Source organism: Flavivirga jejuensis, assembly GCF_030540765.1.
Classification (GTDB): domain Bacteria; phylum Bacteroidota; class Bacteroidia; order Flavobacteriales; family Flavobacteriaceae; genus Flavivirga; species Flavivirga jejuensis.
The window spans coordinates 231,366-245,717 of the sequence record NZ_JAUOEL010000008.1 but is presented as its reverse complement, the minus strand read 5'-3'; the positions used below and the strand labels follow the sequence as shown (position 1 = coordinate 245,717).

Sequence of the window (14,352 nt, the reverse complement as noted above, 5' to 3'; positions counted from 1 at the left end):
ATATCTATTCAGATAGAAGAAAAGCAATGTCTTTTTTTAATCGATTCACCTCTTCATTAATCAATATATTATAAAAACCTCTTATAGAATGTTTTTCATCAACTAAAGAAACATAACTACTATGATAAAAATCAATACCATCTTTTTTAGGTCTAAAATTCGTTATAAATTGATTTGCCTGCTCTTTAGTTTTTTCTGTATTAGCGTATAAAAATTGCCATGTACTATTGGGTATGGTTGTTAATTCAGCATATGATTTTAAAACCGAAATACTGTCGTTTTTAGGATCAATGGTATGAGAAACAATCATAAAACGATTTTCATGCTTAAAGGTTTTAGCAATGTCTATTAATTGATTTCTCATAGGGGGGCAAATACTAGGACAACGTGTAAAAAAGAAATTAGCAACGAATACCTTATTAACAATGTTTTTAGTGTTAAAAGGCTTATTTAGTTGATTTATAAATCCGTCGTATTTTATTGAATAATAAGTTTTATTACCTGAATCATCAATTTTATAACTTAAAACAGGAAGCTTTTCCGAATTGTTTTTGCAACTTAAAAAAAGTAATAAAAAAGTAAGCTTAAGAAGTTTCATTCGTTTCTTGATTGTATTTTTTTATCTTTTCATCCATCTCCTTATCATATAAAAACATAAACATACTAGCCATCATGTCTTGATTAATATTTGAAGTATTGTTAGTCTTTAAAATTAATTCATATTTGTGATCGGAATAGAGTTTAATGCCTTTTTCACTAGAAAAATAAGTGATTTCCTTGATGCCAATTTTATCTGAATAATTCGTTGCTTTGCTAATAAATAAGGTAGAGTCAATTGTTTTGTCTCTAAAGGCTAATGTTTCAGAAAAAGGATGTAAATGAGTCGCAATATGATGTAAAGTAGTGTCTTCTGATAATAACAGCTGATTAGTAATATCTGTGCTATAAGTGGCTTCACCAGGAAATATCACCCAATGTCCAGAAAAAATAGCTCCATTGTTGAAGTTATAGGTATGGTTTTTTGTCTCAATAGGCAAACACGCATTGGGGTTTTCTGGAGTTGGACCAGAAAAAGGGTTTTCGGGATCGTATGGTAAAACGACCATAACAGCTTTGCTAGTGAGTGGTTTCATGTTTTTATAATGCTTCTCAAAGCCTATATTTACTTCATGCTTAACAGTAAACGCATCCCCAATAATATTATGATTTAGAGTTTGAGTAGATAAAAGTAAATTTTCATTACTAAATACAGGGAAGCCAAATCCTTTAGGAAACTTATAACTTTCTATGCCACTAGTCATTGTTGTTAAACGAGGGTACTGTATGCCAATCCTATGGTTTAACCCCCATCTACCATAGTGTTCTCCATCATAAAAGTCAATGTTTGTATGACATATAAAATCATTTGAGATTTCATCATCTTCATGTTCATTTAAGGCCTTTGTTTCAAAAGAAGTAATCCAAACCAAGTCTGATTTTGTAGTATTTAATTGAAACGTTTTTATGACTTGAGGCCCTTCCATCGATTTATAAATATTATCTATTATCATGGTTGGAGTAATTAATGAAATAGAATCATTCTTTGAAGTTATATGCCAGGTGTTGTCAACAATTCCAAGTTTATGCGATAGAACCGTTTTTACAATAGCTTTATGTCTATTAGAAAGATTTAAATAATAAAGACCACCAATTGTAAATGCTAATAAAATTAGAAAAACAAAATATTTTGTTACTTTAGATTTCATTTAAAATTCTATTCTTAGAAAGAACGAAAATAATGCTTTTTAAGCTAAAAAAATATTAATTAAAACAACAAGGGGATAATGTCAAAAAGATTATTGATTAAATTATTATTAATTATAAGTTTCCTAATCCCATTTCTATTAAGTTTCCCTGCATGGCTTTCCAATAGAGGCTTTCCAACCATTCCTTTGTTTTTTAAATCTCTAGAGTTTAATTATTACATAGACTTATCACTATTAATAATTTTTGGACTATCAGCTATTTGGTTTCTTTTAAAAGACAATGGTAGAGGAGGACTTTATTTTTTTCTTATTTATGTATTGTTATCTATTTTTGATCAAACACGAATTCAACCTTTCTTTTTTGAAATTGCAATAATTATATTCTTCTATTATTTATTTAGGAATAATTTTAATCATTTTAAAATCGCCTTTTTCTTGCTTATGGCGGGTACATATATTTGGAGCGGTCTACATAAAGCAAATACTGTTTTTTTTGAATTTTGGTTTGAAGGCTTAAACAAGAGAATACCGTTTGTACCTGTTTTTCTTAGACAAATTTTTACTTGGGCGATCCCTTTTCTGGAAGCGTTATTTGGAGTGGCACTCCTATTTAATAAAACTAGAAAACTGGGTATTTTTATGTTAGCACTAATGCATGCCATGGTTTTAATAACGTTTACTTATGGCGGTGTTGGGTATACCGTATTTCCATTAAACATGGTTAATGTTATATTGCTATTTATGATGTACCGTGGATTAGATTGGAATATACTTAAACTAAAGCAAAGTAAAAGTTTGAATATAAAAATTATTGCTTTTTATGCTTTAATATTACCCTCCTTAAATTTAATAGGTTATTACGATCATTTGTTAGCTTTTAGCTATTTTTCTGGTAAGCCCTCGTTTTGCAATATAATTTTTTTAGAAGGCTACGATAGAAGTAAACTTCCAGAAGAAATTCAAAATGTAGTAAGAGAATTTGAAGGGAGCTATTACATAAATATTAATGAATGGGGGAACGTTTATGTGAATTTATTATGCTATCCAGAAGATCGTGTTTATTTGCATTTGCAAGATTATTTAGAGACATTTACAGGCGAGGAAACAACCTATCTACAGTACTACAAAAAATAACATGAAGCAAAGAGTTTTTGGCTTAGATTTAGTTAGAGCAGTTGCTATAACTATGGTTGTGTTTTCACATATAGCTTGGGTAATTCCTGAAAACAATGAATTATTATTGGATATAATGAGTGTTTTTGGAGTGCTTGGTGTCGAATTTTTTTTTGTACTCAGTGGATTTTTAATAGGCAGGATTATATTTAGAATATATACATCTGATGATTTTAGTTTCTCAAGCATTTTTTACTTTTGGATAAGACGTTGGTTTAGAACGTTGCCTAATTATTATTTAGTACTATTTATTAATATTTGTATCGCTACTTATATTGGCATTACACTACCAGATGGTTTATGGAAGTATGTTTTTTTTATCCAAAATTTCTCGTCGCAGATGCCATGGTTTTTTATGGAATCATGGAGTTTGTCTATTGAAGAATTCGCATACGTTTTAGTACCAATACTTTTGTTTTTTACGCTTTATATAAAAACAAAAATTTCAAAGCCCAATATGTTCTTAGGCGTTACGCTACTTATTATTCTTATGTTTATTATTTCAAAGACAATTTATAATTTTAATGAAACAGACCAGACATTAATTGATTGGAATAATAACCTTAAATCTGTCGTTATTTATAGAATTGATGCTGTCTATTATGGTGTTTTGGCAGCATATTTTTCGATTGTAAAAGCCAAATTATGGAAGGACATAAAATATGTTTCTTTTATTGTAGGAGCTGTGTTGTTTTTTGGCTGGAATGTATTAGTGTTGCTAAACGGGAATCTCATTGAGACACATCCGTATGTATGGAATATTTTATACCTTCCAATTAATTCTATTCTAATAGCCTTATTGTTTCCTCTATTAAGTCAAATGAATAAAGCTCCTAAGTTTATTTTAAAACCTATTACTCACATTAGTGTGATTTCGTATGCTATATATTTGATGCATTATTCTGTAATATTACAACTATTAAAATACGCTATCCCTGTTGATAATTTAGCTCATTTTGATATTATAGTTTATATTATAGTATATATTTCGTCTACTATATTAATATCTTCTGTCGTTTATTGGTTTTTTGAAAAACCAATAACCAAATTAAGAGACTCCAATTTTATAAAAAATAGATTTTTTTAATAAAAGGCTTATCAAATAGGCATTTTTATCCAGATAATAATGATAAAAATCGAATCATATTAATTTATAATGATACTATAATAAATTAATATGATTGTAAAATGTATAGCGTAGTTTATTTTTAAAACTTTGCATTAATTTCGTATTTTGCGACACTTTTTAAAAAACTAAAAACATATATCATATGGCTTTTAATATTGATATGATCAAAAAAATCTACAGACAGTTTACAGAGTGTGTAGGAACGGTTCATACACAGGTAAGCCTATAATATTAAAAAGACACACTACTTTATGAACACTTACAACGATTACATCAAAGAGATCGAAGAAAGAAAGACTCTGGGACTTCAGCCTAAGCCAATTGATGGTAGCGAATTATTAAGCGAAATTATTTCGCAAATAAAGGATGAAGATAACGCTCACAGAGCGGATTCTCTTAAATTCTTTATTTATAATACTTTACCTGGTACAACAAGAGCTGCAGGTGTTAAGGCTAAATTCTTAAAAGAAATTATTCTTGGTGAATCGGTTGTCAAAGAAATTTCACCTGCTTTTGCTTTTGAGCAATTATCGCACATGAAAGGTGGTCCTTCAATAGAAGTTCTATTAGATCTGGCATTAGGAAATGATGCTGCTATCGCTCAAGAAGCTGCTAAAGTTTTAAAAACACAAGTTTTCTTGTATGACGCTGATACTATACGTTTAGAAACAGCTTATAAAGAAGGTAATAAAATAGCTAAGGGAATTATAGAAAGCTATGCTCAGGCAGAGTTTTTTACTAAATTACCAGAGATAGATGAAGAGATCGAAGTCGTTACTTACATTGCTGGTGTAGGCGATATTTCAACAGATTTATTGTCTCCAGGCGGTGATGCGCATTCTAGATCAGACCGTGAATTACATGGTCAATGTTTATTTGAGCACAACAAAGACATGCAAAATGACCTTTTAGCATTGCAAAAAAAGCATCCAAATAAACGTGTCATGTTAATTGCTGAAAAAGGAACCATGGGTGTTGGTTCTTCAAGAATGTCTGGTGTAAATAATGTGGCTTTATGGACAGGTATTAAATCTAGCCCATACGTGCCGTTTATTAATATAGCTCCAGTAATAGCGGGAACAAATGGGATTTCACCTATTTTCTTAACAACTGTTGGTGTTACAGGAGGTATTGGTTTGGATCTTAAAAACTGGGTTAAGCAAAAAGATGCTGAAGGAAATACAATTCGTGATGAAGATGGAGAACCCGTATTAAAAGAAGTGTATTCTGTAGAAACAGGAACTGTTCTTACCATTAATACTAAAGAAAAAAAGCTTTATAATGGCGATACAGAATTAAAAGATATTTCCGCAGCATTTACACCTCAGAAAATGGAGTTTATGAAAGCAGGAGGTTCTTATGCTGTTGTTTTCGGTAAAAAATTACAAACATTTGCTGCAAAAGTATTAGGAATTGATGCACCCCAAGTGTATGCGACTTCAAAAGAAATTTCTATTGAAGGGCAGGGGCTTACAGCTGTCGAAAAAATATTTAATAAAAATGCCGTTGGTACTACTTCAGGCGCAGTATTACATGCTGGATCGGATGTTCGTGTTGAGGTGAATATAGTAGGTTCGCAAGATACTACTGGGTTAATGACGTCTCAAGAATTAGAGATGATGGCCGCTACTGTTATTTCACCAATTGTTGACGGTGCTTACCAATCAGGATGTCATACCGCTTCAGTTTGGGATGATAAGTCTAAGGCTAATATTCCAAGGTTAATGAGTTTTATGAACGACTTTGGATTAATTACTGCGAGGGACCCTAAAGGAAAGTATCACGCCATGACCGATGTTATTCACAAAGTCCTTAATGATATTACAGTTGGTGATTGGGATATCATTATTGGTGGCGACTCACACACACGTATGTCAAAAGGAGTTGCTTTTGGAGCAGATTCAGGAACAGTTGCCTTAGCTTTAGCTACGGGTGAGGCTACAATGCCAATTCCACAGTCTGTAAAAGTAACTTTTAAAGGAAGCATGAAATCTTATATGGATTTCCGTGATGTGGTTCATGCTACACAACAACAAATGTTGAAACAATTTGGTGGAGAAAACGTATTCCAGGGAAGAATTATTGAGGTTCATATTGGGACATTAACTGCCGACCAAGCCTTTACATTTACCGATTGGACTGCAGAAATGAAAGCAAAAGCTTCTATCTGTATTTCTGAGGATGACACTTTAATTGAATCTTTAGAGATTGCAAAAGGTCGTATCCAAATCATGATTGATAAAGGAATGGATAATGCAAAACAAGTGCTTAAAGGTTTAGTAGATAAAGCGAATACTAGAATTACAGAACTTAAAACTGGAATTAAGCCATCCTTAAGACCAGATGCAAATGCTAAATATCATGCAGAAGTTGTGATTGATTTAGATGAAATTGCTGAACCAATGATTGCTGATCCAGATGTAAATAACGATGATGTTTCTAAACGTTATACACACGATACTATTCGTCCTTTATCTTTCTATGGAGGTACTAAAAAAGTAGACTTAGGATTCGTAGGATCTTGTATGGTACATAAAGGAGATATGAAAATTTTAGCTAAAATGTTAAAAAACATTGAGGCACAACACGGTAAAGTTGAATTTAAAGCACCATTAGTGGTTGCACCACCAACATATAACATTGTTGATGAGTTAAAAGAAGAAGGTGATTGGGAAGTGTTGCAAAAGTACTCAGGGTTTGAGTTTGATGATAACGCCCCAAAGGGTTTAGCACGTACTAAATATGAAAATATGTTGTATTTAGAGCGTCCAGGATGTAACTTATGTATGGGGAATCAAGAAAAAGCAGAACCAGGTGATACTGTAATGGCTACTTCAACACGTTTATTCCAAGGAAGAGTTGTAAAAGATTCTGGTGAGAAGAAAGGGGAGTCTTTATTATCATCTACACCAGTAGTCGTATTATCTACAATTTTAGGTAGAACTCCTACTATGGCAGAATATGAAGCAGCAGTTGATGGTATTGTATTAACTAATTTTAAACCATCTCAAAAACAATTATCAATATAATATACTGATTATTATAGATGTAAAAGCTCGAGTTTCGTACTCGGGCTTTTTTTATGTCCATATAAAAAATATTTTATGAATGACTTTTGGGAACTGTTTAAATTTTATCCTTTAGTTTATTTTGTCGTCTTAAGCCCTCATTCTGCAGCAAAATTTCTTTAAATAACGATGCTACTCGCATTTATTTTGCTTTGACTGAGAACGTAATCCACTCAAACTAATTCCAAAAACAAAGCTTAAAGAGTTTCTAAAAGTAAGAAACCCTTTTCTATGGCCTTCTATATTTTGTATATTGTGGTACTTAAAGAAAAGAATAAAAACAATTATATAGAAAGAGATATGGCATTTGATATTGAAATGATAAAAGGAATTTATTCAAAATTCCCTGAAAGAATTGAAGCAGCAAGAAAGATAATTGGGAAACCATTAACACTTGCAGAGAAAATTTTATATACTCATCTATGGGAAGGGAATACTTCTAAAGTATATATAAGAGGTAAGGATTACGTTGATTTTGCTCCAGACCGTATTGCATGTCAAGATGCAACAGCTCAAATGGCATTGTTACAGTTTATGCAAGCAGGAAAGAGTAAGGTCTCAGTACCAACAACGGTTCATTGTGATCACTTAATTCAAGCAAAAGAAGGCGCAGCAACAGATTTAAAACACGCTAACAATGTAAGTAGTGAGGTTTTTAATTTCTTAGAGTCTGTGTCTAATAAATATGGCATTGGTTTTTGGAAACCAGGAGCAGGCATTATTCACCAGGTAGTTTTAGAAAATTATGCATTCCCAGGAGGGATGATGATTGGTACAGATTCACATACTGTAAACGCAGGTGGATTAGGTATGGTTGCTATTGGAGTTGGTGGAGCAGATGCTGTAGATGTTATGGCAGGTATGGCTTGGGAATTAAAGTTTCCTAAATTAATAGGTGTTAGATTAACAGGTAAATTATCTGGTTGGACAGCACCAAAAGATGTGATTTTAAAAGTAGCAGAGATTCTTACTGTTAAAGGTGGAACAGGTGCTATCGTTGAATATTTTGGACCAGGAGCAACGTCTATGTCTTGTACAGGAAAAGGAACTATTTGTAATATGGGTGCCGAAATAGGAGCAACCACATCTACATTTGGTTACGATGAATCTATGGAACGCTATTTACGCGCTACAGATAGAGCAGATGTTGCCGATGCTGCCAATGCAGTAAAAGAACATTTAACTGCAGATGCTGAGGTATATGCAAATCCAGAACAATATTTCGATCAGGTTATCGATATTAATTTATCTGAATTAGGGCCACTTTTAAACGGACCGTTTACACCAGATTTATCAACTGAAGTTGGTACATCCATGAAAGAAAAAGCTACTGCTAATGAATGGCCACTTAAAGTAGAATGGGGATTAATTGGATCTTGTACCAATTCATCTTACGAAGATTTATCTCGTGCCTCTTCAATTGCACAACAAGCCATTGATAAAGACTTAAAAATGAAAGCAGATTTAGGAATTAACCCTGGTTCTGAACAAGTTCGTTATACAGCACAACGTGACGGCATTCTTCAAGTTTTTGAAAACTTAGATGCTAAAATTTTTACGAATGCTTGTGGACCATGTATTGGGCAATGGGCTAGATACAGTGACCCTAAAAATGCACCAAAGAATAGTATCGTACATTCTTTTAATAGAAACTTTGCTAAGCGTGCAGATGGTAACCCAAATACACATGCTTTTGTAGCATCACCTGAATTAACAGCTGCTATTGCTATTGCAGGGCGTTTAGATTTCAATCCGCTAACAGATAAGTTAATTAACGAAAATGGCGAAGAAGTTATGTTCGATGAGCCAACAGGATGGGAGTTACCACCAAAAGGTTTTGAAGTAAAAGATAACGGATATTTAGCACCTGAAGAAGATGGAAGTCACGTTCAAGTATCAGTAAAAGGTGATTCAGAGCGTTTACAATTATTAACACCTTTTACTCCAATTGGAGAAAATATCTCTGGAGCTAAATTATTAATCAAGGCATTTGGTAAATGTACTACCGATCATATTTCTATGGCTGGACCATGGTTACGTTTTAGAGGGCATTTAGATAATATTGCAAACAATACTTTAATTGGAGCGGTCAATGCATTTGGAAAGAAAACTAATTTTGTTAAAAATCAAATAACAGGAGAATTCGGAGGTGTTCCAGATACTGCCAGAGCATATAAAGCAGCAGGAATCCACACCATAGTTGTTGGAGATCATAACTATGGAGAAGGGTCTTCTCGTGAGCATGCTGCAATGCAACCAAGACATTTAGGTGTTGCTGCGGTTATCGTAAAATCTTTTGCACGTATCCACGAAACAAACCTTAAAAAACAAGGGATGTTAGGTTTAACGTTTGCAAACGAAAGCGATTACGATTTAATTCAAGAGAATGATACATTTAATTTCATAGATTTAAATGCCTTTGCTCCAGGAAAGCAATTAACGCTAGAAGCAGTTCACGAAGACGGAACAAAAGATATCGTAAAATTGAATCACACATATAACGATGCTCAAATTGCATGGTATAACGAGGGGTCTGCACTTAATTTGATTAAGAAAGAAAATGCTTAATGTTATAAGTAGCATATAAATAAAAGAGGTTGTCTAAAAAGTGTCATTCTGAGATCTGTGTTAAAAATTTTAACTAGCGGATGAAATGACGTAATTGGGGTGTCATCTTATGTTTGCAAAAGGTTCGTGTCATTCAGAAGGAGGTACGACTGAAGAATCTATAGAAATTAATAATAAAGATTCTTCGCTGCGCTCTGGATGACAAACGATTATAAATTAAGTATTTATGAAAAAACGTCAATGGTTAGGAGGTACGACTGAAGAATCTTTAGAGATTAATAATAAAGATTCTTCGCTGTGCTCTGATTATTCTAAGCCCATAGACTTTATTGAAGAAGTAGTTTTAAACTACCTTGACCTGCATTATTATCTATAGATATAAAATAAAGCCCCTTGGCAAGAGATGAAAAATCGAATGTGGCGTTATTAATTTCTTCAGCTGAATTAAAAACATAAGTTTTTAAAATTTGACCAGAAATAGATACGACTTGCATTATAGATTTACTGGTTATACCCGTAGTGGAAATATTAAAAATACCATTAGACGGGTTTGGGTACGCTCGTAATTCGTAATTAGCAGTATTATTAATTTCTTCAATATCTAAAGTCCCTTGTATTAATGGGGTGTTACTGAAATTAATCAGATGCACATCAATATGATATCGCGGGTTAAACCCATCATTACAGTCATCGCAAGTAACACCTGTAATGCAACTAGGGTTATTAGGATGGCATTCATCAACATAAGTAGGGTCTAATCGATAACTAAAATCGACATTGCCTTTACTTATTTGAGATGTCATATCTATAATATCTGGAGGTGCAATAGTTCCAGGGCACCATCCAGCTCTATTGAATGTCCATGAGCCTAATTGTCCTGTACAACTATCAGGGTTTGGATTGCAATCGTTCCATAGGTTTTGTGTGTAATATTGAACGTTGTCAATGTCAATATAATTTGTAGCTTCATAAAATTCAGCAGCATTTTGAGAATTATTACTTCCCCAACCATGTCCTGTATTAGATAAACGCATATGGGAGCTTACTACATTAGTATTATACGTATAATTTTCAGCTGGAATAGGTTGTAGATTGTTTGGGTCTCCAAGATCCCAGAAACCATCCCATAATTCATCAACGTTTGAATATAAATATTGAGGAGTACCTTGCTGATAAGTTAAATCTAAAGATATTTGCCAACCACCTGTACCCCAGGTGTCAATAAACATTCTAAATTCTACTTCGCCTTGAAGAAGGCTTGCATAATCGGTTAAATCAATAGAATGCATGCAACCTACACCGTAAGGAGTAATATAGCGAATTATTTGAATCCAGTTACCATCTGGCCCCTTTACATCTATAAAGGCTCTACGATCCCAATCATCACAATTACCTGTGGTAGAAGGGCACTCTACGACTAAGTTTGCCATAATTTGGTTATAACTTCCTATATGTTGTGGCATTGTAAATGTGCCATAAAAATCACGGCTATTTTCGGTATTAAACTCTATCACAACGTCGTCCATGGTTTGCACATTTCGGGTGCTTATATTATCTGTAACTTCAATAGTTTTGGTAATTGTAGTGTTTATACCATTTGAGCCATTGGCTATAATGTTTATAGTATGAGTTCCGTAACTATTTGGAGTCCATAGCGCATAATGCAATCCGTTTTCACCTAGTACTGGAATGGATGTGTCATCTACTGTAATTTCTATACTATTTATACTTATTAACTCGGCTTCTTCAATAGAAGATGTTACATAAATTGGGTAGGCATAAAATGAAGGCATTTCAATTGGGTAATCTTCAGTAAGTCGTGTTGAAATAGAAGGCGAGAAAGTACTAATATCTATAATCTCAAATTGAGTGAAGCTTTCAGCTTGGTTAAAATCGTTATCACCTGCTTGTTCTGCTTTTAAGGTTACAATACCTTCCGTACCATCTATTGTTACGGTATTGCCACTAATTGTTGCAGGTCCAGATTCAACCGTGTAAATCATATTAGTTAATCCAGAAGTAGATGTAGCAGAAACGGTAAAAGGATCAGCAGTTGTACTTTTTTTTCCTATGGCATCAAAGGTTATAATTTGATTTTGTTTTCCAGATCCATCCCCTGTGCCTAACAAATCAATTGAAGCATTAGCTGTTATATGTGGATATTCTCCATTCCCTGTTGTATTATTTTCTTCTGGAGGATAATAAGAAAACACCAAATGAGTAGCAACAACATCAGGGCTTTGATCTAAAGTGGCTTGATCTACAATGAGTGGGTTATCTCCATTACCAGTTACCAATTCTCCCGAATTATTAAACCTTGGTTGTCCGTTGGCTTTAACTAGCCTTACTATAGGTGCGTAATTTTCGCTATCAACAATACCACCGTTTTTATATGTGTCTCCTGAACCATTATTTGAAACATTAAAAATGGTATACGTTTTTGTGAATGTTCCATTTCCATTATCTACTGTTACAGACCTGTAAAAACCATTATTTACATCAGCATCATTTAAAATGCCCAAAGTCATGTTTAATCTATCAGAACTACTAGTCCAGCCAATATTATTTGGTGCATCAGCAATTATGATACCATCTGGATATGGATAAAAACGAAGATTAATAGCATTATCTGCATCATCAGGAATATTACTCAATTCAAAAATAATAGGTGAAGATGTTGCTAAGGTTCCATCTGGGTGGAATTCTGTGGGTTTATTTATAAAATTAAAACTAGCTTGACCAAAACTTACAGCTGTAACAGCTAGTAAAAACATGAATATTAAATTTTTGAGCATTTTTTTCATTTTAAAAAATTATTAATGAGTTAACTATAGTTAATTTAAGAAGAAGAAAAAAACTCATAATCTTTCTCTAAAAGGGTTCGTTTTTAGATAGAAAACTTAAGAAGCGATAAACAGTTATTCCAATTCTCAAAATCATCTAGTTTCTTGCTTATGGATAATTAATCTGATATTTGTTTTTGTATTTATAAATAAGGAGTATTTTGAAATAGAATTCCAAAAAGCATGTTTTGATAAGGTAAATCTATATAACAAATAGAATTTGAACATTCTAATATATTCTTTATTGGTTCTATTCACGCTTTTTCAAGTTCACTTTTATCAATGACATTCAATAAAATAGGGTATAAGAAAAATACATAATTTTCATGCTTTGTATACTGTTTTTTAGACAAGCAACACTTGTGTTGATGTAAACAACAGATTTACAGGGGGTAGCACGGGATGGTAGTTGTGGCTTATTGAAATGAAAGCGTTAATTTATGGTTGTTTGAAAACAACTTAAACACGCTTTTTACTTCTAAATGAGTTTATTAGTTTATGTTTATTGCGTGACAGGAAAACTCAATTTTGAGAAGTCTGTAAGACGGATTCAAAATTGTAAGTTGAACTTGCCTTTGCTGGCTACGGAGTAGCTTTTCTGGCAGACTAATCCAGTTTTCTGTGCTGAACTTGTTTCAGTATTTAGCAGGATATAAGTTTAATACCGTTTATTATTTTTTAAAAACTAGGATGTATAATAATATAAAAGTTGATTTTTAAATAAATAGCTTCCTATTGGAGGATAACAAAATTGTATTTTTACAAAAATTTCAAAAATGAATACCAGAGCAGACCAACTAAAGGCATTTGATAGATTGTTAACCATTATGGACGAACTCCGTGAGCAATGTCCGTGGGATAAAAAACAAACTATGCAAACCTTACGTCATCTCACAATTGAAGAAACATACGAGCTTGGTGATGCCATTTTGGATGACGATTTAGAAGAAGTTAAAAAAGAATTAGGCGACGTATTATTACATATGGTTTTTTATGCAAAAATAGGTAGCGAAAAAGGCGCTTTCGATATTGCAGATGTTTGTAATAGCATTTGCGAAAAACTAATACACAGACATCCTCATATTTATGGAGATGTTAAAGTAGAAAATGAAGAAGATGTAAAACGTAATTGGGAAAACCTAAAATTAAAAGAAGGCAAGAACAGTGTTTTAGAAGGCGTTCCAAAAGGTTTGCCAGCTCTGGTAAAAGCGGATAGAATACAGGAAAAGGTAGCTGGTGTTGGTTTTGATTGGGAAAAACCCGAACAAGTTTGGGAAAAAGTAGAGGAGGAGTTAACAGAGTTTAAAGAAGAAGTGTTGTCAGGTAACCGGGATGCTATAGAAAACGAATTTGGAGACGTCATGTTTTCCATGGTAAATTATGCTAGATTTTTAAATATTAACCCAGAAAATGCTTTAGAACGAACCAATAAAAAATTCTCTAAACGTTTTCAATACCTGGAAGAAAAGGCAAAGTCTATTAATAAACCGCTAAAAGATATGTCTTTAGCAGAAATGGATGTTTTTTGGGAAGAAGCAAAAAAAACTTTAAAGTAATACAAGGTTTTTTTACGAGCAACCAATTTATTTTAAGAGATCAAGCTCCAAAATTTATAAAGAAGCGCAAAAGCTGACATTAAACGTATCTTATGGATGTTATTAATTTAACTATAACTAGCAAAAAACCGCTTCTAAAACAAGTGAATTTTCGACTAAAAAAGCTTCTCGATACAAAATTCTTCCAGAATTTCACTCGAAGTGACGTTTTGAACTCTTAAACAAGGTTCACGTTTTTAGTTAAATAAGATTCTTCGCTTTGCTTTGGAA

8 protein-coding genes are annotated in these 14,352 nt (G+C 32.8%); 5 read left to right on the top strand and 3 right to left on the bottom strand.

Annotated elements, in window-relative coordinates; all coding sequences use genetic code 11:
- Positions 1-4: 4 nt before the first annotated feature.
- Positions 5-598, bottom strand: a complete 594-nt coding sequence (locus Q4Q40_RS20315; RefSeq protein ID WP_303303854.1) for an SCO family protein — start codon at positions 596-598, stop codon at positions 5-7.
- Positions 585-1,745, bottom strand: a complete 1,161-nt coding sequence (locus Q4Q40_RS20310; RefSeq protein ID WP_303303853.1) for a hypothetical protein — start codon at positions 1,743-1,745, stop codon at positions 585-587. The genes Q4Q40_RS20315 and Q4Q40_RS20310 overlap by 14 nt, the downstream gene beginning before the upstream one ends.
- 78 nt (positions 1,746-1,823) lie before the next feature.
- On the opposite strand from Q4Q40_RS20310, the gene Q4Q40_RS20305 reads away from it, so the two are divergent.
- From Q4Q40_RS20305 to Q4Q40_RS20290, 4 genes are all read left to right on the top strand, one after another.
- Positions 1,824-2,879, top strand: a complete 1,056-nt coding sequence (locus tag Q4Q40_RS20305) for a MauE/DoxX family redox-associated membrane protein (protein ID WP_303303852.1) — start codon at positions 1,824-1,826, stop codon at positions 2,877-2,879.
- 1 nt (position 2,880) lies between these two features.
- Positions 2,881-4,005, top strand: a complete 1,125-nt coding sequence (locus tag Q4Q40_RS20300; protein WP_303303851.1) for an acyltransferase family protein — start codon at positions 2,881-2,883, stop codon at positions 4,003-4,005.
- A gap of 293 nt (positions 4,006-4,298) precedes the next feature.
- Positions 4,299-7,076, top strand: a complete 2,778-nt coding sequence (locus Q4Q40_RS20295; protein WP_303303850.1) for a bifunctional aconitate hydratase 2/2-methylisocitrate dehydratase — start codon at positions 4,299-4,301, stop codon at positions 7,074-7,076.
- Between the two features lie 339 nt (positions 7,077-7,415).
- The gene (locus Q4Q40_RS20290; protein ID WP_303304014.1) at positions 7,416-9,683 is read left to right on the top strand and encodes an aconitate hydratase; all 2,268 of its coding nucleotides are present in this window, start codon (positions 7,416-7,418) and stop codon (positions 9,681-9,683) included.
- 326 nt (positions 9,684-10,009) lie between these two features.
- Here Q4Q40_RS20290 and Q4Q40_RS20285 read toward each other — a convergent pair whose 3' ends face one another.
- Positions 10,010-12,478 carry a T9SS type A sorting domain-containing protein gene (locus Q4Q40_RS20285; protein ID WP_303303849.1) on the bottom strand — a complete coding sequence of 823 codons (2,469 nt, stop codon included), beginning with the start codon at positions 12,476-12,478 and terminating at the stop codon, positions 10,010-10,012.
- A gap of 824 nt (positions 12,479-13,302) precedes the next feature.
- Here Q4Q40_RS20285 and mazG point away from each other — a divergent pair.
- The gene (gene mazG / locus Q4Q40_RS20280; RefSeq protein ID WP_303303848.1) at positions 13,303-14,082 is read left to right on the top strand and encodes a nucleoside triphosphate pyrophosphohydrolase; all 780 of its coding nucleotides are present in this window, start codon (positions 13,303-13,305) and stop codon (positions 14,080-14,082) included.
- Positions 14,083-14,352: the final 270 nt, after the last annotated feature.